Genomic DNA, 23494 nt, shown 5'->3' with positions numbered 1-23494 from the left:
GCGAATACACTCGTTCTCGAGATCCGACCCGGGTCGCGAGGGGAGCGGCAATGGATGTGACTGATGGTTGGACCGTGAAGACGCGGAACGGCCGGGTGCAGGGCCTGAGGCGCCCGGGGCACGTCGCCTTCCTCGGCGTCCCCTTCGCCGAGCCTCCTGTAGGGGAGCTGCGCTTCGCGGCGCCAGTGCCCAGGCGCCCCTGGGAGGGCGTGCTGCCGGCGATCGCCCATGGCCCCACGCCGCTGCGCGCGCCCACACCGGGGCTCGTGCCCGAACCGGCGGTTCCGGGCGATGACACTCTCAGTGTCTCGGTGTTCACGCCGGAGGCGGATCCCGCGGCGCGGCTCCCCGTGCTCGTCTGGATCCACGGCGGGGCGTATACCGGCGGCTCGCCGGCGAGCCCGTGGTATGACGGCGCCGCCTTCGCGCGCGACGGTGTCGTGACCGTGGTCATCTCCTACAGGCTCGGCTTCGACGGATTCGGAGCGATCCCGGGCAGCTCCGCGAATCGCGCGGTGATGGACTGGCTCTGCGCACTCGAGTGGGTGCAGGCGAACATCGAGGCGTTCGGGGGCGACCCCGCGCGGGTCACGCTCGCGGGCCAGTCCGCGGGCGGCGGCGCCGTGCTCACCCTGCTCGGCATGCCGGCGGCGGCGTCTCTGTTCCGCGCGGTCTGGGCGAGCTCGCCCGTGCTGCCGGTGCGTGCACTCGAGGATGCCGAGAGGACGACCCGAAGACTCGCGGCCCGCCTCGGAGTCGCCCCCTCACGAGAAGCGCTGGCCGCGGTCCCCGAGGAGCGCATCCTCGCCGAGCAGATGGCGGCGGCGCGTCCCCACGGTCTCTCGTTGAACGCGCTGATCGAGCGCGCTCCCTCGTTCTGCCCGGTCGTCGACGGCGATCTGATCCCCGAGCCGACGATCGACGCCCTCGCGCGGGGCGTCGGGGGCGATGTCGATCTGGTCGTCGGATCGAACGACAACGAGGTCCTCCTCCCGGCAGAGTCGCTGCCGTCGTGGATCCGGCATGCTCCCGAGGGGCTCGTGCTTTGGGCCACCGGACTCCACGGTCACGAGATGCGCGAGTACCGCGCCATCCAGAGGATCGGCGGCGTCTCCGGCGCGGTGCCGGCGCTCGGCCAGGAGGTCACGGACCGCGTGTTCAGACGTCAGGTCGTGCGGGTCGCCTCAGCGCGCGCGGCGTCGGCACGGGCCTCTACCCGGGTCTACCGATTCGCCTGGCCGTCGCCGACCAAGGGCGGTGCCATCCACTGCCTCGACCTGCCCTTCTTCTGGGACGTGCTCGATCGTGAGGACACGCGCCCGATGACGGGGGAGCATCCACCGCGCAGCCTCGTCGATGCGGTACACGGTGCGGCGACCGCTCTCGTGAGGGGAGAAGGGCCCGGCTTTCCCGAGTGGGACGCGGCGGAACGCAGGGTCGCGCTCATCGGCGGAGACGAGGAGCGCCCTGTTCGAACTCTGGCTGACGGATACGCCGGACTCTCCGCGCTGCTGCACTGAATCCGCCCTCGCCGCTCAGTTCGGCCCCTGCCGTTCGCCAGGCTGCGGCTTGAACCACTCATCCGGCCGTTCGTGCTGCTGGTAGACATCCGGGATGCCGTCGGCGTCCGCGTCCACGCGATCGCGCGCACGGATGCGACCGTACTGGCGGTTCCGGATCCCGAGGACGATCGCCGCGAGCAGTGCGGCGACGATCGAGGCGGAGAGGATCGCCGCCTTGGCGTGGTCGTGAGCTGCGGAACCGCTCTCGAAGCTGAGCTCGGCGACGAGCAAGGACACGGTGAAGCCGATGCCCGCGAGCAGGCCGACCCCGACCATGTCGATCCAGCGCAGGGCCGGGTCGAGACGGATGCGCCCCAGCTTCGTGACGAGCCAGGTGGTGGCGACGATGCCGAGCGGCTTGCCGAGCACGAGCCCGGCGACGATCGCGAGGGTCACGGGGCTGGCGAGCGCGGCCCGGATCCCGTCCCACCCGCCGAGGGAGACGCCGGCGGCGAAGAACGCGAACACGGGCACCGCGAAGCCCGCGGAGAGCGGCCGGAAGCGGTGCTCGAACTCCTCCGCAAGCCCCGGTCCGTCGACGCCGGCGGCACGGTCGACGCGCCGGTGCAGCACCGGGATGGTGAAGCCGAGCAGTACACCCGCGATCGTGGCGTGGATGCCGGAGGCGTGCATGAGCGCCCAGGCGACGACGCCGATTGGGAGCAGGATCAGCCAGGCCGCGAACGGGCGATCCCCGAAGAACGAGCGGAACCGCTGTGCGATGATCCCGTAGACCGCGATAGCGGCGAACGTCCCGACGAGGGGGAGGATCTCGATGCGGTCGGTGTAGAAGATCGCGATGATGCTGATCGCGATGAGATCGTCGACCACGGCGAGAGTGAGGAGGAAGATGCGCAGTGCGCTCGGCAGGTGGGAGCCGATGATCGCGAGTACCGCCACGGCGAACGCGATATCGGTCGCCGTGGGGATCGCCCATCCGTGCCGCAGTTCGGGCTGCTGCCACACGATCGCGGCGTAGATGAGCGCGGGGACGGCGACGCCGCCGCAGGCCGCGGCGATCGGCACGATCGCGGTGCTGAACCTGCGAAGGTCGCCGGCGACGAACTCGCGTTTGAGCTCGAGGCCGACGAGGAAGAAGAATATCGCGAGCAGCCCGTCGGCCGCCCACGCACCGAGGCTGAGGCGCAGATGCCAGGGCTCGTAGCCGACCTCGAGGTCGCGCAGCGCGAAATAGCCGTCGGCGAGCGGGGTGTTGGCCCACACGATCGCGATGACTGCGGCGATGACGAGCAGGATGCCGCCGACGGTCTCCTTGCGGAGGATCGCCGCGATGCGGCGGGCCTCGCGGAACGAACCGTAGCGGGGGAAGGAGGGGGAGAGCGTCTGGTTCACGGTGCCTTTCGCGGTCGGGTGGGGTGTATGCGACTCGCCGACCAGACTTCCCGGCACACCATCCGCCCTGCTCCACGGAGACACGACAGGGTGACCATGTTACGCACTGCCGGCGGCTGATGCGACGGGCACGCCGTAATCCGATCGAGCCTTCACGCGCGAACCCGGACAGGAGTAGCATCGGGTGCGGTGCGCCGGGAAGTCTGGTCGGCACGTCGCGGCAGGATCAGCTGGTCGGCGTCAACGAGCTGAAGGATGCCTTGATGATCACGCCCACAGGAAGCGTCGCCGTGCAGCGCATCCACGACATCGGCGTGCGGATGCGGGCGAGGACCCGGTATCTGGCAGGTCATTCGCCCGCGCGCATCGCGATCCTCATCTTCGCCGCCGCGACGCTCCTGTTCACTGCGCTGCTGATGCTCCCCGTGGCAGCCCGTTCCGGCATCGCCACGCCGCTGTCGGACGCCCTGTTCACCGCGGTCTCGGCGGTGACGGTGACCGGTCTGACGACGGTCGAGACCGGTGAGTACTGGTCGATGTTCGGGCAGGTTGTGATCCTCGTGGCCATTCAGACCGGAGGCCTCGGGGTGGTGACCATCGCGCTGCTGCTGGCACGGATGGTGACCCGCAGACTCGGAGTCTCCGGGAGAGTGTTCGCGAAGGAGAGCATCGGCACCGCAGGGCTGGGTGATGTCGGACGGCTCCTGCGTGTGGTCGTCCTGACGACGTTCGTGATCGAGGGGGCGCTCGCCGCTCTCCTCATCCCGGCGTTCGCCGTCGCAGAGCGCTCGGCGCTCGACGGCGTCTGGTACGGCGTCTTCTACGCGGTCTCGGCGTTCGGGAATGCCGGCTTCTCCCCTCACGTGGGTGGGCTCATGGCGTTCGCGGACAACGGCTTCGTGCTCGTGCCGATCGCGATCGGCGTGTTCGTGGGCAGCTTCGGGTTCCCGGTGTTCCTCAATCTGATCCGTGCGAAGTGGACGCGCCGCAAGTGGTCGCTGCACACGAAGCTCACGCTGTACACCACGACGATCCTGATGCTCGCCGGGGCCGTCGCCTGGGGCTCGTTCGAGTGGAACAACCCCGACACCGTGGGCGACCGGTCGTGGAGGGAGCGGATCGGCGGCGCGTTCTTCGCCTCGATCATGATGCGCTCGGGCGGGTTCTCGATCGTCGACACCCAGGCCTCGACCTCGACGACGATGCTGCTCAGCGACGCGATGATGTTCGTCGGCGGCGGATCAGGCTCGACGGCCGGCGGCATCAAGGTGACGACCCTGGCGGTACTGTTCATCGCGATCCTCGCGGAGGCGCGAGGCACCCGGAACACCAACGCCCTGGGGCGTCGTCTCCCGAACAGCATCCTTCGGCTCTCCATCAGCGTGGTGTTCCTCGGCGCGACCCTCGTGCTGGCAGCGGCAGGGCTGCTCACGGTCGTCAGCGATGCGAAGCTCGATCGCATCCTGTTCGAGGTGATCTCGGCGTTCGCGACCTGCGGGCTCTCCGTCGGCATCTCCTCCGAGGTCGGCTCCTTCGGCAAGTACGTGCTGTCCGCCCTGATGCTCATGGGGCGGGTCGGACCGATCGCGCTCGCCTCGGCGCTCGCGATCCGCCAGCGTCAGGAGGCCTTCACGCTCCCGGAAGAGCGCATCGTCATCGGATAGCGACACGAGGACGCCCAGCCGTGGCCCTGACGCCACTCGTCGGCCCACGCCGCAGCAGCGGCCGCCGATAGGGCCGAGGTTATGCTCGCCTACATTGCGGGCGCTCGCTGCGAGGGTCATGATGAGATCATGCGCGAGATCCTGCCGAGCACCCCACCGACGCCGACGCACGAGGGCGAGCCCCACGGCCAGGGAATCGGCCAACGGCTCAACTGGTTGCGCGCGGGCGTGCTCGGGGCGAATGACGGGATCGTTTCGACCGCGGGTGTCGTCATCGGCGTCGCCGGAGCGACCCCGAACAATCTCGTGGCCATCGCGACGGCGGGGATCGCCGCGCTGGTCGCCGGTGCGTTCTCGATGGCGGGCGGCGAGTACGTCTCGGTGAGCACTCAGCGCGACACCGAGCGGGCGATGATCGCGAAGGAGGAGCGCGAGCTCGCGGAGATGCCGGAGGAGGAGCTCGAGGAACTCGCCGGCTTCTACCGCGAGCGGGGGCTGTCGGAGGATCTCGCCAAGCAGGTGGCGGAGGAGCTGACCGCGAAGGATGCGCTCGCGGCACATGCGGAGGTCGAGCTCGGCATCGATCCGAACGAGTACACGAGTCCGTGGGCGGCCGCCGTCTCGTCGTTCGTCTCCTTCACCGTCGGCGCGCTGATCCCGCTCGTCATGATCCTGCTGCCCTTCGGCGAGCACCGCGTATGGATCGCCGCGGCGGCCGTGGTGATCGGCCTGTTCCTGACGGGCTGGATCAGCGCCGCCCTCGGCGGCGCCCCCAGAGGACGCGCGATCCTGCGCAACGTCGTGATGGGGTCGGCGACGATGGTCGCGACCTACGTGATCGGCCTGATCTTCGGGGTCGCGGTCAGCTAGGTCAAGAACACCAGGTGGCGTCGCCTTTCGGCCCCGCTACCGGCCCGACCGCCGAACTCAGCTCCCGGGCGGTTCGGAACTCTCTGGGTCGCCGCTGGACCGACGCTTGCGGCGGTTCTCGCCGACGGTCTGCGAGGCCTCGCCCGAAGCCGCGCGTTCGGGGGTGTGCTCGCCGCGCGGCTGGATCCGGCCCGGTTCGAGCGTGCGCCGTACGTCTTCGGAGGTGACGGTCTGGATCGGGCCCGTCGTCGCCTCGACGTACCAGTCGGTGAGGGCCGGGTCTGTGCTGTCGAAGTCGGCGCCAGCGCCCTCGTCGGCGGGCACCTCGCTCGCGCCGAAGACGAAGTCGTCGCCGAACTCGTCGATCCCGCGCCGCACCCCCTGCGCGATCGCGGCCTGCGCGTATTTGCGTCGGATGATGTACGGGTCCGTGCGAAGATCCCTCGCCCATGAGAACATGATCCCGATCACCACGAACGCGAACGGCAGTGCCGACACCACCATCAGTGATTGCAGGCCCGAGAGCGCGGATTGACCGCCCGCGAGCAGGAGTGCGATCGCGATGAGGCCGAGCAGCAGGCCCCACATGATCGTCACCCATCTGGAGGGCTCAGGGCGTCCTCCCTGCGACATGGAAGCCATGACGATCGATGCCGAGTCGGCCGCGGTGACGAAGAAGATCACGACGGCGACCATGGCGATGACCGAGGTGACGAGGCCGAGGGGGAGGCGCTGCAGCATCTGGAAGAGCACCTCCTCGCTGGTGCCCCCGCTCTGCAGATCCTCGCCGCGCAGCGTCATCCAGATCGCGGTGCCCCCGTAGACCACGAACCAGGCGACGACGATCGCAGTCGGCACGAGCACCACGGTGGTGACGAATTCACGCAGGGTGCGGCCGCGGGAGATCTTCGCGATAAACATGCCGACGAAGGGTGTCCACGATACCCACCACGCCCAGTAGTAGGTGGTCCAGGTGCCGAGGAATGCGACCGCCTCGTCGCCGTCGTTGGCGTTCAGCGTCAACATCCGGCCGAGCTGCTGCACGAACTCGACCAACGACGTCGGCAGATAGTTCAGTATGAACACCGTCGGGCCGACGACGAGCACGAACAGGCCGAGGAGACCAGTGAGGATCATATTCGTGTTCGAGAGCAACCGGATGCCGCGCTTCACGCCCGACACGGCCGAGGCGATGAAGAGCGCCGTGAGCACCGCGATCGAGCCGACCAGGAAGAGGTTGCCGAGCGGTCCGATCCCCGTCACAAGCACAAAACCGCTCTGGATCTGCAGCGCGCCGATGCCGAGCGAAACCGCGGTGCCGAAGAGCGTCACGATGATGGCGAAGAAATCGATGATCCGTCCCAGTACACGGTGGGAGGAGCCGGGGAAGACCGGTTCGAAGAGCGCCGAGATGAGCGGCGCCCGTCCGCGCCGGTAGGCGCTGTAAGCGATGGCGCCGCCGACGAGGGCGTAGAACGCCCAGGCAATCGGTCCCCAATGCAGGATCGTCTGCGCCATCGCCGGCAGCACGGCGTCCGTAGTGCCGGCTGCCACCTCCTGACTCGGCGCGGGAGCGTTGAAATAGGTGAGCGGCTCGAGCGGGCCGTAGAACAGCAGGCCGATGCCCAGGCCTGCGGCGAAGAGCATCGAGATCCAGGAGCCGGTGGAGAACTCGGGCTCCTCGTCGTCTGCGCCGAGGCGGATCCCGCCCGTGCGGCCGTAGCCGACGGCCAGCATGAAGATCGCGATCCCGATCGCGAGCGCCCCGAACAGCCAGCCGAAGTTCATCGTCACCCACCCGAGAGACACCGACCCCGCGGTCGAGAGTGACTCGGGTGAGATGAACGCCCAGGCGATGACGCCGACTGTGACAGCGACGGCTCCGGCGAGCACCGCCTTGTTCGTGGGGAAGGTGACGCCCGTCTGCTCGACGCCGATGCCGGGGATGAGCCCGGGGTGCGGCGTGACGGGGGCTTCGGCGGCGCGCTTGATCGCACGTTTCAGGCGCCCCTCGGGAGGGTTCGCCGACTGCGCTGCGCCAGCGGTCGGCGGAGTGTTCGGGGTGTCGGAGGTGTGCTCATGCTGCATGTGGCATTCCCTGTCCGAGCGCCAGGTAGCCGCTCTTGAGGAGTGGACAAAACTCTTTCCACGTTAGTGAAGCGGAGAGCGGAGCGAGCGGTGGAACGGTGCAGTTCCTCTCCGAAGGGCGCAGGAGTTCCGCTCTGATCGGTGGAAACTGCTGTTATTGAACCGTTACTTTTGTGAGGCGATTCGGCGGACTGTTCACAGTGCCGAAGCCGTACGGGCGCCGCGATCGGCGTCTCGAACAGCGAGCCACAGCACCGACATCGACGGAGCACAGCGGCGGTAGGCTGAGGGGTCATGAGGCGGGTCGCGGTCGTGGTGCTCGAGGGAGCGAAGCCCCTCGACGTCGGCATTCCCGCGCAGGTCTTCACCTCTCGCAGCAGCATGCCGTACTCGGTCGACGTGTGCGGGGTGGAGCCCGGCCTCATCACGGGCGGCGACGGCCTCTCGTATCACGTCGAGCACGGCATCGACGCACTCGACAGCGCAGATCTCATCTTCGTACCCGGCTACCGGCACCCCGACCGCGAGCCCCCGCCCGCCGCGCTCATCGAGGCGCTCCGCCGCGCCCATGGACGCGGGGCGAGGCTCGCTGCGATCTCGACCGGGGCCTTCGCGCTCGCCGCGACGGGTCTGCTCGACGGCAAGCGCGCGACGACCCACTGGCATTATTCGAGGATCCTCGCCGAGCGCTTCCCCGAGGTGCGGGTCGACGAGCGGGTGCTCTTCGTCGACGAGGGGTCGGTGCTCACCTCGGCGGGGGCGGCATCGGGCATCGATCTCTGCCTGCACATCCTGCGCAAGGAGGCCGGGATGTCGGTGGCGAATCACGCGGCCCGCCGCCTCGTGGCGGCTCCCTATCGCAGCGGCGGCCAGGCGCAGTACGTGCCGCAGAGCGTTCCCGAGACGCACGGCGAGCGCTTCACACTCACGCGCGAATGGGCGCTGCGCCGGCTCGATGAGACGCTCGACATCGCGCGTCTCGCGGCTCACGCGCGGGTGTCGGAGCGCACGCTCTCGCGGCGCTTCAGGGACGAGACCGGCTACACGCCGATGCAATGGATCATGCGGGCGAGGATCGATCGCGCGCGCGAGCTGCTCGAGGAAACCGACCTCGGGATCGAGGAGATCTCCGCCGCGGTCGGGCTGGGTACTGGGACGAACCTCCGCCGCCACTTCAGGAGTGTTCTCGGCACCACGCCGAGCGACTATCGCCGAACGTTCTCGCGTTCGCGCTGAGAGTGTCGCGCCGACCGAGAACCCGTTGGCCGACGTGACGAGCAGTGGGGCGAAGCAGAGTGCCTGCAACTTGGCAGGATCCGTTCGGAGGCTGGCATTCAGGCCACTGGACTCGTGACCCGAATCGGGCCAATCTGGAGGTATTCCGAGTGCAACGGACACTGAAGAAGAAAGTGGGATCATGACTGCTCGTGTGGCTATCAACGGCTTCGGACGTATCGGGCGCGGCGTGCTGCGCGCACTGCTGAAGAAGGACAGCGACGTCGAGGTCGTCGCTGTCAACGACCTCACCAACGGGGAGATGCTGGCGCACCTGCTCGAGTGGGACAGCGTCTACGGTCGGTTGAAGAGGGAGATCTCGTTCGAGGACGGCGAGCTGGTCGTCGATGATCGCCGCATCAAGGTGTTCGCCGAGGCTGATCCGGCGAAGCTCCCCTGGGGCGACCTGGGCGTCGACGTGGTGCTCGAATCGACCGGACGGTTCACGAAGGCCGAGGACGCCCGCAAGCACGTCGAGGCCGGCGCCAAGCGCGTGCTCGTGAGCGCTCCCGCGACGAACGCGGACCTCACGGTCGTGGTCGGCGTGAACGACCACCTCTACGATCCCGAGAAGCACGTCATCATCTCGAACGCCTCCTGCACCACGAACGCCTTCGCACCGCTCGCGAAGGTGCTCGACGACCTCGCGGGCATCACGCAGGGGTTCATGACCACGGTGCACGCGTATACGCAGGACCAGAACCTCATCGATGGACCGCATAAGGATCGCCGCCGCGCCCGCGCCGCGGCCCTCAACATCGTTCCCACGTCGACGGGTGCGGCGAAGGCCATCGGGCTCGTGCTGCCGCAGCTCGATGGCAAACTGTCGGGCACCTCGATGCGCGTGCCGGTACCCGTGGGCTCGATCGTCGAGCTGAACGCGGCCGTTTCGCGCGAGGTGACGCGTGAAGAGGTTCTCGAGGCCTACCGTGCCGCAGCCGCTGAGGGCCCCCTGGAGCACGTCTTCGAGTTCTCGGACGAGCCGCTCGTGTCGTCGGATATCGTCGGCAACCCCCACTCCTCGATCTTCGACTCCGAGCTCACCGAGGTGCAGGGCAAGCACATCAAGGTCACCAGCTGGTACGACAACGAGTGGGGCTTCTCGAACCGCGCCGCCGAGATGCTGGAGAAGCTCGCGAGCTGAGTCTTCGTCGCTGAGGAGATCCTCCCGTCCCCGGGCCAGTCGAGGGGCGGGAGGATCCGTCTTTTCCCCTTCGGCGGTCAGCGGCGGCGCATGCGCAGCACGAGCAGAGCGATGCCACGCCACCCGAGCAGGAAGACGCCCAGCGTGATGGTCGCCACGAGGATGAAGGCCGGGGCCGTGCCCTGATCCGACAGCAGCCGCAGCCCCATGCCGAGCATCACGGTGCCCAGCCACACGGGGACTCCGGAGCGCAGGAGCTTGACCGGGTGCTTCCACACGAGTCCCCATCCCCAGACCAGCAGCAGACCGACGAGGAAGGGCCATGCGGTCTCGAAGAGGCCCAGCAGCGTCGCCTCGTGAGCGTGATTGCTGCGCCCGAGCCCCGCGAAGAGCAGCACGAGCACGGCATCGACGGCGAATGCGAGCGCCGCGAGCGCCGGACGCACGGGGGAGAAGGTCTCCGGGGTCTGCTCGGGGGAGGCCGTCATCGTGCGACTCCGGCCGAGGTCTTCGATCCCTCCGGTTCTCGAGAGTCTCCGAGCGCGCCCTCGATCGTCGCGATGACCGCGTCGTGCAGTGCGCCGTTCGTGGCGAGCGAGCTGCCGTTCCACGCGCTCTCCGAGCCCTCGATGTCGGTGAATCGGCCGCCGGCCTCACGCACGATCGGCACCAGCGCCGCGAGATCGTAGGGCTTCACGTCGAACTCGGCGACCACGTCGAGGAGGCCCTCCGCGAGCAGCATGTACGACCACATGTCGCCGTAGGCGCGATCCCGCCACACGGCGCGGCTGAGCTCGATGAGGGGGCGCAGGTAACCCGCAACGTCCCACTGCTCGATGCTCTGGAAGCTCAGGGAGGCGTGCTCGAGTTCGGCGATGCCCGAGACCCGCAGTCGACGGGGCTCCTTCCCCGTCTCGCGGCCCCAGGCGCCGCCCCCGGTCTCCGCCCACCAGCGCGCCCCGAACGCCGGAGCCGAGACGACGCCGACGGTGGGTGCTCCGTCGATCTCGAGGGCGATGAGTGTGGCCCAGTTCGGCACTCCCCGCAGGAAGTTCGCGGTGCCGTCGATGGGGTCGATGATCCAGCGCCGGGAGCCCTTCTCCGAGCGCCCCGACTCTTCGCCGAAGAAGCTGTCGGCCGGCAGCGCGGCCTCGATGCGCTCGCGCAGCGCTCGCTCGACCGCCTTGTCGGCATCGGTCACGTAGGTGCGGTCGGGCTTCGTCTCGATGGTCAGGTCGGCCGACTGGAAGCGGGGGAGCGAGACCGTATCGGCGAGATCCGCGAGCTCGAGCGCGAACGCGAGGTCGGTCGAGGGGGCGGGAATGGAATCGGACATCGAGCACCTTCCGTGAACAGCCAGTGAACCGGCAGCAGATACGAGAAAAGCTCCACCTGGCGGTGGAGCTTTTCTCGATTGCGTGCGCCCTCACGGGCTCGAACCGTGGACCCGCTGATTAAGAGTCAGCTGCTCTACCAACTGAGCTAAAGGCGCCTGCTGCTCGCTGAGCAACGAGGAAAATACTAACACGGGATTTTCCACCCGCTCAAATCGGTGCTGACTGAGAAGGATCGCGGGCGTGTCGTGCGGTCTCAGCCGTCGAGCGGTCGCCTGCGGGACCGCGGTCGCCGCACGAGAAGCATGGCCGACACGGCCACGGCGATCACGGATCCGGACATCACCGCAAGGCGAGCCGTATCGGCATCGGCCGCCCCCGAGAAGCTCAGGTCCGCGACGAGCAGCGCCACGGTGAACCCGACACCGGCGAGCGCGCCGACCCCGATGAGCTCGCGCCACCGCACGGACTCGTCGAGCTCGGCGCGGGTGAAGCGGGTGAGCAGCCAGGTGGAGAGGGTGATGCCGATCGGCTTGCCGAGCACCAGACCCACCATGATGCCGAGCGCGATCGGATCGAAGGGGAAGCGCGACTCGCCGCCGATCGCTACACCCGCGGCGAAGAACGCGAAGATCGGCACGGCGATCCCGGTGGAGAGCGGACGGAATCGGTGCTCGAACACCTCCGCGAGCTGTGTGCCGCCGGTGCCCGAGACCGGCACGAGGAAGGCGAGCAGCACGCCCACGATCGTCGCGTGGATCCCCGAGGCATGGAACAGCGCCCACGCGACGATGCCGACGGGGAGCAGGATCAGCCACGGCCCCCAACCGGAGCTCGCGAACCACTGCGGGAAGCGCCGCACGAGGAAGGCGTAGAGCAGGATCGGCAGCAGGCTGCAGAGCAGCGGGAGCAGATGCACGCCGTCGGTATAGAAGATCGCGATGATGCTGATCGCGATGAGATCGTCGACGACGGCGAGTGTGAGGAGGAACATGCGCAGCGCCGGAGGGATGCGCGGGGCGATGAGCCCGAGCACCGCGACGGCGAACGCGATGTCGGTCGCGGTGGGGATCGCCCAGCCGTGCGCCGAGGGTGTGCCAGACGTGAACGCCACGTAGATGAGGGCCGGAACCGCGACGCCGCCGAACGCTGCGGCCACCGGCACGATCGCCGTCGAGAACCGGCTGAGCTCGCCCTCGACGAACTCGCGCTTGAGTTCGAGTCCGACCATGAAGAAGAAGATCACGAGCAGGCCGTCCGAGGCCCACTGCCCCACGGAGAGGTCGAGGTGCAGCGACTCGGGGCCGATCCGCGTCTCCCGCAGCGCGAAGTACCAGTCGGCGAGCGGGCTGTTCGCCGCGATGAAGCCGATCAGGGCGGCGACCATGACGATGACGCCCCCGACCACCTCGGCTCGCAGCAGCCTGCTGACGCGAGCCGCCTCGCGCTGGTTGACGAGGCGGAGCAGGCGGCGAGGCCGTCTCTGCTGGCTCGGGGCATCGGAGGAATGGAGCGACTCGCTCATGCAGCGCCTTTCGAGGAACTCTTGAGATGTGTCCGCGGGGTTCCGATGCGCCGCAGGGCGGTGGCGCAGAGAACCCGCTGCACTAGCGCTGCTTCTTGCGGCGCTTCTCGGCGCGCTTCTCGGCCTCTTGCTCGAGCTCGTGCTCCTCGTCCTGCTCCTGCATGGAGACAGTGGCGATGGCGAGTGCGAAGCCGGCCAGCCAGACCCCCCACACGAGCAGGCGGCGCCAGTCCTTGCGCATGGACTGCGTGCGACGGGCGGTGCTGAGCGCACCGGCGGCCGCTCCGATCACGCCGGGATTGGTGACGTACTTGCCGATCGACACGGTTCCTCCCTCGGTTGCGGTTGACGGGATCCGGGATCCCGATCCCGTCAGCCTACCCCGAACCCGAATCGCTCCATTCTGCCTTCCCGGGCGCATCGTCTTCTGGTAAATGGGAGGCGAGCGCGCGGGTGCGCTAATCTTGCAGGCAGGAGTCCGCGGGTGCGGATGCGAGACATGCGGCCTCGACGGTCGCGCCGAAGCGATAGTGAAGGAGAAGGTCGGTATGGCGAAGCATGAGACGCTGTTCGAGGAGAGCTCGCAGGGCGCTGTGAGTGCGGTGACCGCGATCGGCTTCATCCTCTCGATCGTGCTGGTGGTCGGCGGAATGGTGCTGATGAGCTACGGCTTCAACATCGAGCTCGCGTCGGTCGTCGAGCAGTGGATCTTCTTCGGCGGCCTGGCGGCGACGATCGTCGGCTTCATGCTGCCCTTCACCGTGCTGCCCGCCATCGGCAAGTAGCGGCTTCGCGCGAGTGCATCGAGGCGCCGGGGGATCGGAAGATCCTTCGGCGCTTTCGCGTATGCGATCGCAGTGTCCCCGGCGGCGGCTAGACTGTGCCTATGGCAGAGATTGACATGAAGCCGCGAAGCCGCGACGTCACCGACGGGATCGAGAAGGCTGCTGCGAGGGGTATGCTCCGCGCTGTCGGCATGGGCGACGAGGACTGGGACAAGCCTCAGATCGCGATTGCGAGTTCGTGGAACGACGTCACCCCCTGCAACCTGAGCCTCGATCGCCTTGCGCAGGGGGCGAAGGAGGGTGTGCACGCCGGCGGTGGCTACCCGCTGCAGTTCGGCACCATCTCCGTGTCCGACGGCATCTCGATGGGGCACGAGGGCATGCACTTCTCCCTCGTCTCGCGCGAGGTCATCACGGACTCGGTAGAGACCGTAATCATGGCCGAGCGCATGGATGGATCGGTCCTCCTGGCCGGCTGCGACAAGTCGTTGCCGGGCATGCTCATGGCGGCGGCGCGCCTCGATCTCGCCTCGGTCTTCCTGTACGCGGGGTCGATCGCGCCCGGCTGGGTCAAGCTCTCCGACGGCACCGAGAAGCAGGTCACCATCATCGACGCCTTCGAGGCGGTGGGCGCCTGCAAGGCGGGCACGATGAGCGAAGAGGATCTCAAGCGCGTCGAGTGCGCCATCGCGCCCGGCGAGGGTGCCTGCGGCGGCATGTACACGGCCAACACGATGGCCTGCGTGGCGGAAGCGCTCGGTATGAGTCTGCCGGGGTCAGCCGCTCCGCCCAGCGCCGATCGCCGCCGCGACTACTTCGCCCACCGTTCGGGCGAAGCCGTGGTCAACATGCTGCGTCAGGGCATCACCGCTCGCGACATCCTCACCAAGAAGGCCTTCGAGAATGCCATCACCGTCGCGATGGTGCTCGGCGGTTCGACGAACGCCGTGCTGCACCTGCTCGCGATCGCGAAGGAGGCGGAGGTCGAGCTGACGCTCGAGGATTTCACCCGCATCGGGGCGAAGACCCCTCATCTCGCCGACATGAAGCCCTTCGGCCAGTACGTAGCCGAAGATTTCGATCGTGTGGGCGGCATGCCCGTGATCATGAAGGCGCTGCTCGACGCCGGTCTGCTTTATGGCGATGCCCTCACCGTGACGGGCAAGACGGTCGCCGAGAACCTCGCCGATGTCGATACGTCGCTCGACGGCAAGGTGATCCGCACCCTCGACAACCCGCTGCATGCGAACGGCGGCCTCACCATCCTCACCGGCAGCCTCGCGCCCGAGGGTGCCGTCGTGAAGACCGCCGGCTTCGACGCCGAGATCTTCGAGGGGCCGGCGCGCGTCTTCGATCGCGAACGAGCCGCGATGGATGCGCTCACCGAGGGGCGGATCGGCAAGGGCGACGTGGTCGTGATCCGCTACGAGGGTCCGAAGGGTGGCCCCGGTATGCGCGAGATGCTCGCCATCACCGCTGCCATCAAGGGCGCGGGGCTCGGCAAAGATGTACTACTATTGACTGACGGGCGATTCTCAGGCGGCACAACCGGCCTGTGCATCGGCCATATCGCACCTGAGGCGACGGACGGCGGTCCGGTCGCCCTGGTCCGCGACGGTGACCTGATTCGGGTCGATATCGCCGCACAGACGCTCGACCTGCTGGTAGATCCCGCCGAGCTTGAGGCCCGCCGAGCAACCTGGGCCCCGCTTCCCCCGCGATACACGCGCGGTGTTCTGGCAAAGTACGCCAAGCTCGTCCGTTCGGCTTCCGAAGGCGCCGTCACCGGTTGACCCGGTGAGGTCGTGCATGCCCTCGACGGGCTCGAACCCGGTCGCTCGCACTGCGGGCGGGTCCGAGTCCGTCGGCAGGCATGGACCGCGAGCCCCGCGCCGTCACCGCGTCAGTCGCACCCACACCTCAGATCAGGAAAGCAAGAGATGACCTCGGAATCGAGTGCAATCCCCCCTTCGAAACCCGCGGCGACGCGCGGCGAGAGGATGAACGGCGCAACGGCCGTCGTCCGCAGCCTCGAGGCCCTGGGCGTCACGGACGTCTTCGGCCTGCCGGGCGGCGCAGTGCTGCCGCTCTACGACGCGCTCATGGACGCCGATCGCCTGCACCACGTGCTCGTTCGTCACGAGCAGGGCGGCGGCCACGCCGCCGAGGGATTCGCGGCGGCGACGGGCAAGGTCGGCGTGTGCATCGCGACCTCCGGCCCGGGCGCGACGAACCTCGTCACCGCGATCGCCGACGCCTACATGGACTCCGTGCCGATGCTCGCGATCACCGGGCAGGTGTTCTCGCACCTCATGGGCTCGGACGCGTTCCAGGAGGCCGACATCGTGGGCGTCACCATGCCCATCACCAAGCACTCCTTCCTCGTGAAGCGGCCTGAGGAGATCCCGGGTGCGATCGCGGCGGCCTACCATCTCGCCTCGACCGGGCGCCCCGGCCCCGTGCTCGTCGACATCACCAAGGATGCACAGGAGGGCGAGCTCGACTTCGTGTGGGATCCCCGAGTCGAGCTGGCCGGCTACCGGCCGATCACGAAGGCCAACAGCAAGCAGATCCAGGCCGCCGCCGACCTCATCGCGACGGCCGAGCGCCCCGTCTTCTACGTGGGCGGCGGAGTCGGCCGCGCCGGAGCCTCCGAGGAGCTGCTGCAGCTCGCCGAGCTGGTGGGCGCTCCCGTGGTGACCACGCTGATGGCTCGCGGAGTCTTCCCCGATTCGCACCCTCAGCACCTCGGCATGCCCGGCATGCACGGCACCGTTCCGGCAGTGCTCGCGCTGCAGGAGTCCGACCTGCTCATCACGCTCGGAGCCCGCTTCGACGACCGCGTGACGGGCAAGGCCGCGCTCTTCGCCCCCGACGCGAAGGTGATCCACGCAGACATCGACCCCGCGGAGATCGGCAAGATCCGCGCCGCCGACGTGCCGATCGTGGGTGACGCAGCCGAGGTGATCTCCGATCTCATCGCGGCGGTCTCGACCGCGAAGCTCAGCCGGGAGTTCACCGAGCTCACCGCCTGGTGGGACCGGCTGCGCCTGCTGCAGGAGCGCTTCCCGCTCGGATACGCGGAGACGAGCGACGGCCTGCTCTCGCCGCAGCACGTGATCCAGCGCATCGGCGAGCTCACCGGGCCCGAGGGCATCTACGCTGCGGGCGTCGGACAGCACCAGATGTGGGCCGCGCAGTTCATCAAGTACGAGCGGCCGGGCGCATGGCTCAACTCGGGCGGCGCCGGCACGATGGGCTACTCCGTGCCCGCGGCAATGGGAGCCAAGGTCGCCGAACCCGATCGTGTGGTCTGGGCGATCGACGGCGACGGCTGCTTCCAGATGACGAACCAGGAGCTCGCCACCTGCGTGGTGAACGACATCCCCATCAAGGTCGCCGTCATCAACAACTCGTCGCTGGGCATGGTGCGGCAGTGGCAGACCCTCATCTACGAGGGACGCTACTCCAACACCGAGCTCAACACGGGTCACGGATCGCAGCGCGTTCCCGACTTCGTGAAGCTGGGGGAGGCCTACGGCTGCCTCGCCATCCGAGTCGAGCGCGAGGACCAGATCGACGACGCCATCAAGCTCGCGCTCGAGACCAACGACCGCCCCGTGGTGATCGACTTCGTGGTGAGCGCCGACGCGATGGTGTGGCCCATGGTGCGCCAGGGCACCTCCAACAGCGATATCCAGTACGCCCTCGAACACAGCCCCGAGTGGGAGGAGGAGTAATCATGAGCCGCCACGTACTCAGCCTCCTCGTCGAGGACAAACCGGGTCTGCTGACCCGCGTCGCCGGGCTCTTCGCCCGCCGCGGTTTCAACATCGAGTCTCTCGCCGTCGGACCGACCGAGATGTGCGGTCTCTCGCGCATCACCGTCGTGGTCGACGAGGATGAGACGCTGCTCGAGCAGGTCACGAAGCAGCTCAACAAGCTCGTCAACGTGATCAAGATCGTCGAGCTCGACGAGTCCACCTCGGTGCAGCGCGAGCACGTGCTCATCAAGGTGCGCGCCGACAACCAGAGCCGATCTCACGTGCTCGAGGCAGTGAACCTGTTCCGCGCTCGTGTCGTCGATGTCGTGCCCGACGCGCTCACCATCGAGGTCACGGGCGACAGCGGCAAGATCGAAGCGTTCCTGAAGGTGCTCGAGCCCTACGGAATCAAGGAGATCGCGCAGTCCGGCCTCATCGCGATGGGGCGCGGATCGAAGTCCATCACGGAGCGCGTCTTCAAGAACTGACATCGTTTCCCAGAACCACACAACATAAGGAGAACCCAGTGGCAGAGATGTACTACGACGCCGACGCCGACCTGTCGATCATCCAGGGCAAGAAGGTAGCCGTCGTCGGTTACGGCTCGCAGGGCCACGCCCACGCGATGAACCTGCGCGACTCGGGCGTCGAGGTCGTCATCGCCCTCAAGGAGGGCTCGAAGTCGATCCAGAAGGCCGAAGAGGCCGGTTTCGAGGTCAAGACCGTTGCCGACGCCGCGGAGTGGGCCGACCTCATCATGATCCTCGCCCCGGACCAGCACCAGCGTGCCATCTACAACGAGCAGATCAAGGACAAGCTGACCGAGGGCAAGACGCTCGCCTTCGCCCACGGCTTCAACATCCGCTTCGGCTACATCGAGGCCCCCGAGGGCGTCGACGTGATCCTCGTCGCTCCGAAGGCTCCCGGCCACACCGTGCGCCGTGAGTTCGAGGCCGGTCGCGGCATCCCCGACATCATCGCGGTCGAGGTCGACGCCTCGGGCACCGCCTGGGAGACTGCGAAGTCCTACGCCAAGGCCATCGGCGGCACCCGTGCCGGTGTCATCAAGACCACCTTCACCGAGGAGACCGAGTCCGACCTCTTCGGTGAGCAGGCGGTGCTCTGCGGCGGCACCTCGCAGCTCGTGCAGTACGGCTTCGAGGTGCTCACCGAAGCCGGCTACCAGCCTGAGATCGCCTACTTCGAGGTGCTGCACGAGCTGAAGCTCATCGTCGACCTCATGTGGGAGGGCGGCATCGCCAAGCAGCGCTGGTCGGTCAGCGACACCGCCGAGTACGGCGACTACGTGTCGGGCCCCCGCGTCATCGACCCCTCCGTCAAGGAGAACATGAAGGCCGTGCTCGCCGACATCCAGTCGGGTGCGTTCGCGAAGCGCTTCATCGAGGATCAGGACAACGGCGCGAAGGAGTTCCAGGAGCTGCGCGCCAAGGCCGAGTCGCACCCCATCGAGAAGACCGGCGTCGAGCTGCGCAAGCTGTTCGCATGGCAGTCGAGCGACGACGACTACACCGACGGCACTGCTGCGCGGTGACCGTCGGCGTAGCCGGAACGGCTGCGCTTGCTGCCGATGAGCGCGAGCGATCATCGCCGATCGACGGCACGGCCGCGCGCTGAGTCGAAGTGCCTGAGCCTGTCGAAGGCGCTCCCTGCTGATCCTCCGTTCCCTGAGCTTGTCGAAGGGAACGGAGGATCAGCTTTTTCCCCCGTCGACAGACTGGGGCGGACGGAGGCGGGCCCGGGCGCGGTTTTCTATGCCGAGATACGGATTTCGCGGCTCTGGCCGCGATCCAGCGTGCGAAACCCGTATCTCGAGGAGTGGAGCGGGAGCGGGTGAGGCCGGGATGACCGGTGAGGCTCAGCGCCGCTTCGTGCGGGCCGTCGCCTCAGCCTCCCACGGATCCTCGGGCCAGGGGTGCTTGGGGTATCGCCCTCGCATCTCGCGTCGGACCTGCTGGTAGGGCCCGTTCCAGAACGATGAGAGATCGTCGGTGACGGCGAGGGGGCGCCGGGCGGGGGAGAGCAGATGGAAGAGGATCGGCACCCGTCCGTCGACGATGCGAGGGGTCTGCGCGAGGCCGAACACCTCCTGCAGCTTCACGACGACGACGGGACGCGCGGCCTCGTCGGACGTCGCGTCATCCGACCCCGCGTCCGGATACTCGATGCGGACCGCGGACCCCGAGGGCACTGTGAGACGCTCCGGCGCCAACTCGTCGAGACGGACAGCCTCGGGCCACGGCAGCAGCCGGCGCAGGGCGGCGGTGACGTCGATCCCGCGCAGGGACGCGCCGGGCCGCAGGCGCGCGAGGTCCGGCCCCAGCCAGTGCTCGATGTCTTCCGTCAGTGCGGCGTCGTCCATCGCCGGCCAGGGTTCCCCGATCAGCCGATGCAGCAGTGCCAGGCGAGCTCGGAGCGAGACCGCCGCGTCCGACCACTCGAGGGCCGAGAGGCCCTGCTCGCGCAGATAGTCGGCGAGCGCTGGGACGGTGTCGTCCTCGGTGGGCGGCACGGGTGCGGAGGAGAGCAGGATCGCGCCGAGTCTGCGCTCCTCGCGCACACGCACGCGCCCCTCCTCGACGCGAGCAGCTCGGGTGCTCGTGAGGAGCGGGCCGCCGATGCGCAGGGCGTCTGCGCTGGTGAGGTGGGCGGCGAGACGGATCACGGCTCCGGTGCCGTCGGCCGCGCGCCCCGAAGCCCGCTGCACCTCGCGTACGGCGATCCACTCGCTGCCGATGAGGCCGCTGCCCTCGGGGAGTGCAGCTCTCGTGCCGCTCGCGAACAGGTAGCTGCGGGAGTGTGCCTCGGTGCGGCGTGCGATCCACTCCGGGCGGGCGAGAGCGACGACGGGGCCGGGCGCGTCTGCCGAGCCCGTTCCCGAGGTCGCCGCAGTCGGGGCCGGGGCATCAGGCGAGTCGGAGCGGGCGATGCCCGAGAGCCTCCGAGCCTCTCGACGCCAGCGCTGCGATCCCGCACTGCGCCCGGTTCGCAGTTCGCGCAGCAGCCGGGAGAGATCGGCTCCCGGCTCGCGGTGGTCGTCGGCAACGGCCGCCACGATCTCGCCGACGAGTTCGGGATCGCCGAGGTCGTGCGCACCCGCGAGGAGCGCGCGTGCCTCGCGTGCGCCGACCGGCAGCCTGACGACCCGCTCACCGAGTGCGGTGATGCGGCCGTCGTCGTCGACGAGCCCGAGGGTGTGCAGCACCTTGACGGCCGAGGCTATCGCCGCCGGGGGAGGAGGAGTGGGCAACGCCAGACCCGCGCCGCCCGGGGTGCCCCATGCGGCGAGTAACAGCGCGGCGTCGGTGAGGTCGGCCGACGCGATCTCGGGGGGAGCGGCCGTCGGCATCCGCGCGAAGTCGGTCTCCGAATACGCCCGTACGGCGCGGCCCGGGCCCTGGCGCGCTGCGCGGCCAGCCCGCTGCTCGGCGCTCGCGCGCGAGGCGCTGACGGTGACGAGCCCGGTCATGTCTCTTGCGCGATCCCGCCGGACCTCGCGCGAGAGCCCCGAGTCGATCACCAGGCGGACTCCGGGGACGGTGAGCGAGCTCTCGGCGAGCGAGGTGCTCACGACGATGCGCGCGGGATCGCCACTCCCTCGCCCGTGCACGGCGCGATCCTGCTCGCGGGCCGGAACCCGCCCGTGCAGGGGAAGCACCTCGACGCGCTCGTGAGCCGCGTGCCCGCCTCGAAGCAGGCGCACGACCTCGTCGACCTCTCTGGCTCCCGGCACGAAGACGAGTGCGTCGCACCCCTCCTCGGTCCGGGTGCGGGCGGTGAGCGCGGCGAGGTGCGCGAGGTACTGGCGCGTCGCTCCGCGCTCATCGAGTCTGGGGCCGTCGGAGGGGGCGTAATCGATGCGAAGCGGGTGAAGGGGCGAGGGGATGTCGACGACCGGAACGGGGGAGCCCGGCCCTTCGCCGAGCAGTGCCGCGAACCGCTCGGAGTCGAGGGTGGCCGACATCGCGACGAGCGCGAGATCTTCGCGCAGCGTGCGTACCTCGTCGAGTAGCGCGAGCAGGAGATCGCCGTCGACCGACCGCTCGTGCACCTCGTCGAGGATCACGGCGTCGACGCCGTCCAGCGCCGGGTCCGCGATGAGGCGGCGCAGCAGCACGCCCGGGGTCAGCACCTCGAGGCGGGTGCCCGGGCCGACGCGGCGCTCGCCGCGCACGGTGAAGCCGACCGCGCCGCCGATCCCGCCATCGTCGGCACCGCGGTCTCGACCGCTGCCGCCTCCGGCCGCTCCGTCCCCGCCGTCGAGTTCCGCGATGCGCCGCGCCGCCGCACGCACTGCGACCCGCCGGGGTTGCGTGAGCAGTACCCGGCCTCCATCTCGTCGGCCGGCGCGCTGCGCGATCAGGTTCGCGACGAGCGGCGGCACGAAGGTCGTCTTGCCCGTGCCCGGAGGCGCCGTGATGACGCAGGCGCCGTGACCGACGGCCTGTTCGATCTCGGTGCGCGCCGCCGCGACGGGCAGCCCGGCCCCGATGCGGTCGAGGTCGAAGAGGTGCATGTCTCCCAGCGTAGGGCGAGTCTCTTTCCCGGAGCTGCAACACGGAGTCTCGATCTGCTGCTGCGGGCAGGCTGAATCCAGCAAGGTGGGACTCCGCGTTTCAAGATGGCCGAGGCGAGGCGAGGCTGCGCGAGCCGAGCGGACGGCGGCGCTGCAGGCACCGGTCCGTCTGTCAAGGGGTACCCGGGATCCGGCGCTGCGGTGATAGCGTCGGCCGCACGCACGGATCACGTGCCGAGATGAGGATCGACCCGCGGAGGAGAGCAGCGATGAGCATCGAGCACAGCGACGGAGTGAGCGACATCGAGAACCGGAAGCCGGAGACCGTCGAGACACTGGCGACCATCATGGTCGAGGTCCGGGATACGGCAGGTGCCGGCGCCTCGCGCGGCGAGGTCGAGCAGATGATCCGATCGCGGCTCGAGCGCGCCGGGGTCGAGCTCGCCGACGCCGAGGTCTCCGAGCTGGCGATTCAACTCGTGGAGGGTGACGAGCCCGCGCGATCCTGATGAACGCGCCGCATCGGACCGGGGTCGATCCGTGCAGCGCCGGGGAGGGCTCGAGAAGCGTCAGTCCGCTGCAACCCCTGGCGCCAGCTTCGCGTGGGTCTTGGCGAGCTCCTTCGCCCGGTCGCGCGCCTTCCGCAGCGCCGACTCCTCCCGCTCGAGTTCCCGCACCCGCTGCTGGGTGAGCTTTCGCAGCTCGACGTGCTCGCGCAGCCTCGCCTCGGCGATCTCGTAGGCTCGCTGCGGTGAGACGGGCTCGGCGGCCCGAACGGCAGCGGCCGGATCCGGATCCCGATCCGCCGTCTCCGCAAACACCGTGTCGAACCCGGCGAGCAGCACCTCAGTGGCGAAGTCGAGGATCGACTCGACGTCGTCCTCCGGCGACGGGCGTGTCGCCGTGAACCCGGCTTCGGCCGGGGTATCGCCGAAGTAGGCGCCCTCCCGCACGAGCGGGGCGACGTCCGGAAAGCGTTCAGGGGTGACGGCCTCCTCGAGGAGCGTGCGCGTCTCGGTTCCCGCTTCTCCGCCGGCGAGCACCTCGCGCTCGACGGACGCGTGCCCGCGTGCGTAGGCGGAGAGCACGATGAGCACCGCGAGCTTCGTCTCGGCGGCGGCTGGGAGCCTGCGCATCGCGCGCAGGCCGAGGTCGGCGGCTCGCAGCTGTCCAGGCATGAGGTGGATGTCGGGGCTGAGGGGGATGTCGAGGGCCCAGGGGTGTGCTCGGTAGCCGTCCAGCAGGCTCCGGAGGAAGGCCGAGAGCCCCTCTCGCCAGTCGTCGAAGTTCGTCGCGACTGCGCTGGCCTCCATCGCGGCGTCGAGCATGAGCTGGTACAGCTCGTCCTTCGTCGCCACGTAGCGATAGAGCGCCATGGTGCTGAATTCGAACGTCTTCGCTACGCGCTGCATGGTGACGGCCGGGAGGCCCTCGGCGTCGGCGATCTCGATGGCGGCGTCGACGATCCGTTCGAGTGTCAGCTCCCGCTTGGGGCCCCTCTGGGGCGCCGCGGCGAGCCCCCAGGCGAGGGCGAGCGTGCGTGATACTCCGGACTCGGTCATGCGTACCTCCCGCAGCAACTCTATCTTACTGTGT

At 68.8% G+C, this 23494-nt stretch carries 19 protein-coding genes and 1 tRNA gene; 11 read left to right on the top strand and 9 right to left on the bottom strand.

What is annotated here, in order from left to right:
• Window positions 1–50: 50 nt before the first annotated feature.
• Entirely contained in the window at window positions 51–1520 is a 1470-nt protein-coding gene (locus tag AC0KXF_RS03460; RefSeq protein WP_473107861.1) for a carboxylesterase/lipase family protein, read from the top strand.
• A gap of 15 nt (window positions 1521–1535) precedes the next feature.
• Here AC0KXF_RS03460 and nhaA (AC0KXF_RS03455) read toward each other — a convergent pair whose 3' ends face one another.
• Window positions 1536–2915, bottom strand: a complete 1380-nt coding sequence (gene nhaA, locus AC0KXF_RS03455; RefSeq protein ID WP_473107860.1) for a Na+/H+ antiporter NhaA — start codon at window positions 2913–2915, stop codon at window positions 1536–1538.
• Window positions 2916–3178: 263 nt separating this feature from the next.
• Between nhaA (AC0KXF_RS03455) and AC0KXF_RS03450 the strand changes: the two genes are divergently transcribed.
• Both AC0KXF_RS03450 and AC0KXF_RS03445 read left to right on the top strand, forming a co-directional pair.
• Window positions 3179–4579 carry a TrkH family potassium uptake protein gene (locus AC0KXF_RS03450; protein ID WP_473107859.1) on the top strand — a complete coding sequence of 467 codons (1401 nt, stop codon included), beginning with the start codon at window positions 3179–3181 and terminating at the stop codon, window positions 4577–4579.
• Window positions 4580–4708: 129 nt separating this feature from the next.
• Complete coding sequence (locus AC0KXF_RS03445; RefSeq protein ID WP_473107858.1) at window positions 4709–5449, top strand: VIT1/CCC1 transporter family protein; 741 nt, start codon at window positions 4709–4711, stop codon at window positions 5447–5449.
• Window positions 5450–5506: 57 nt separating this feature from the next.
• Here AC0KXF_RS03445 and AC0KXF_RS03440 read toward each other — a convergent pair whose 3' ends face one another.
• The gene (locus AC0KXF_RS03440) at window positions 5507–7537 is read right to left on the bottom strand and encodes a BCCT family transporter (RefSeq protein ID WP_473107857.1); all 2031 of its coding nucleotides are present in this window, start codon (window positions 7535–7537) and stop codon (window positions 5507–5509) included.
• 294 nt (window positions 7538–7831) lie between these two features.
• On the opposite strand from AC0KXF_RS03440, the gene AC0KXF_RS03435 reads away from it, so the two are divergent.
• Window positions 7832–8773: a GlxA family transcriptional regulator gene (locus AC0KXF_RS03435; RefSeq protein WP_473107856.1), complete on the top strand. Its 942-nt coding sequence runs from the start codon at window positions 7832–7834 to the stop codon at window positions 8771–8773.
• Window positions 8774–8954: 181 nt separating this feature from the next.
• Window positions 8955–9956, top strand: coding sequence for a type I glyceraldehyde-3-phosphate dehydrogenase (gene gap / locus AC0KXF_RS03430; RefSeq protein WP_473107855.1), 1002 nt, complete (start codon window positions 8955–8957; stop codon window positions 9954–9956).
• A 77-nt stretch (window positions 9957–10033) separates the two neighbouring features.
• Here the strand turns inward: gap and AC0KXF_RS03425 are convergent, their stop codons facing one another.
• The 5 genes from AC0KXF_RS03425 to AC0KXF_RS03405 form a co-directional block, all read right to left on the bottom strand.
• Complete coding sequence (locus AC0KXF_RS03425) at window positions 10034–10444, bottom strand: DUF3054 domain-containing protein (RefSeq protein ID WP_473107854.1); 411 nt, start codon at window positions 10442–10444, stop codon at window positions 10034–10036.
• Window positions 10441–11292, bottom strand: coding sequence for an inositol monophosphatase family protein (locus AC0KXF_RS03420; RefSeq protein WP_473107853.1), 852 nt, complete (start codon window positions 11290–11292; stop codon window positions 10441–10443). Before AC0KXF_RS03420 ends, AC0KXF_RS03425 begins: the two co-directional genes overlap by 4 nt.
• 83 nt (window positions 11293–11375) lie before the next feature.
• Window positions 11376–11448 (bottom strand) — tRNA-Lys (locus AC0KXF_RS03415).
• Window positions 11449–11546: 98 nt separating this feature from the next.
• Window positions 11547–12815 carry a Na+/H+ antiporter NhaA gene (gene nhaA, locus AC0KXF_RS03410; RefSeq protein WP_473107852.1) on the bottom strand — a complete coding sequence of 423 codons (1269 nt, stop codon included), beginning with the start codon at window positions 12813–12815 and terminating at the stop codon, window positions 11547–11549.
• A gap of 82 nt (window positions 12816–12897) precedes the next feature.
• Window positions 12898–13140: a hypothetical protein gene (locus AC0KXF_RS03405; RefSeq protein ID WP_473107851.1), complete on the bottom strand. Its 243-nt coding sequence runs from the start codon at window positions 13138–13140 to the stop codon at window positions 12898–12900.
• A 223-nt stretch (window positions 13141–13363) separates the two neighbouring features.
• Here AC0KXF_RS03405 and AC0KXF_RS03400 point away from each other — a divergent pair, with 223 nt between their 5' ends.
• From AC0KXF_RS03400 to ilvC, 5 genes are all read left to right on the top strand, one after another.
• Complete coding sequence (locus AC0KXF_RS03400; protein ID WP_473107850.1) at window positions 13364–13600, top strand: hypothetical protein; 237 nt, start codon at window positions 13364–13366, stop codon at window positions 13598–13600.
• A gap of 101 nt (window positions 13601–13701) precedes the next feature.
• Complete coding sequence (gene ilvD, locus AC0KXF_RS03395) at window positions 13702–15393, top strand: dihydroxy-acid dehydratase (RefSeq protein WP_473107849.1); 1692 nt, start codon at window positions 13702–13704, stop codon at window positions 15391–15393.
• 147 nt (window positions 15394–15540) lie between these two features.
• Window positions 15541–17340, top strand: coding sequence for an acetolactate synthase large subunit (locus tag AC0KXF_RS03390; protein ID WP_473107848.1), 1800 nt, complete (start codon window positions 15541–15543; stop codon window positions 17338–17340).
• A gap of 2 nt (window positions 17341–17342) precedes the next feature.
• Entirely contained in the window at window positions 17343–17852 is a 510-nt protein-coding gene (gene ilvN / locus AC0KXF_RS03385; protein ID WP_223044436.1) for an acetolactate synthase small subunit, read from the top strand.
• Between the two features lie 47 nt (window positions 17853–17899).
• Complete coding sequence (gene ilvC, locus AC0KXF_RS03380) at window positions 17900–18916, top strand: ketol-acid reductoisomerase (protein WP_394358280.1); 1017 nt, start codon at window positions 17900–17902, stop codon at window positions 18914–18916.
• Between the two features lie 324 nt (window positions 18917–19240).
• Here ilvC and hrpB read toward each other — a convergent pair whose 3' ends face one another.
• A complete protein-coding gene (hrpB, locus tag AC0KXF_RS03375; protein ID WP_473107847.1) occupies window positions 19241–21898 on the bottom strand; it encodes an ATP-dependent helicase HrpB in 2658 nt (885 codons plus the stop codon).
• 269 nt (window positions 21899–22167) lie between these two features.
• Between hrpB and AC0KXF_RS03370 the strand changes: the two genes are divergently transcribed.
• Window positions 22168–22407: a hypothetical protein gene (locus AC0KXF_RS03370; protein ID WP_473107846.1), complete on the top strand. Its 240-nt coding sequence runs from the start codon at window positions 22168–22170 to the stop codon at window positions 22405–22407.
• Between the two features lie 60 nt (window positions 22408–22467).
• Here AC0KXF_RS03370 and AC0KXF_RS03365 read toward each other — a convergent pair whose 3' ends face one another.
• Window positions 22468–23460 (bottom strand): TetR/AcrR family transcriptional regulator, encoded by a 993-nt coding sequence (locus AC0KXF_RS03365; RefSeq protein ID WP_473107845.1) that lies wholly within the window; start codon window positions 23458–23460, stop codon window positions 22468–22470.
• Window positions 23461–23494 lie beyond the last annotated feature (34 nt).

The organism is Leucobacter holotrichiae (genome assembly GCF_055791005.1).
This window is presented reverse-complemented; position numbering and strand designations above follow the sequence as displayed.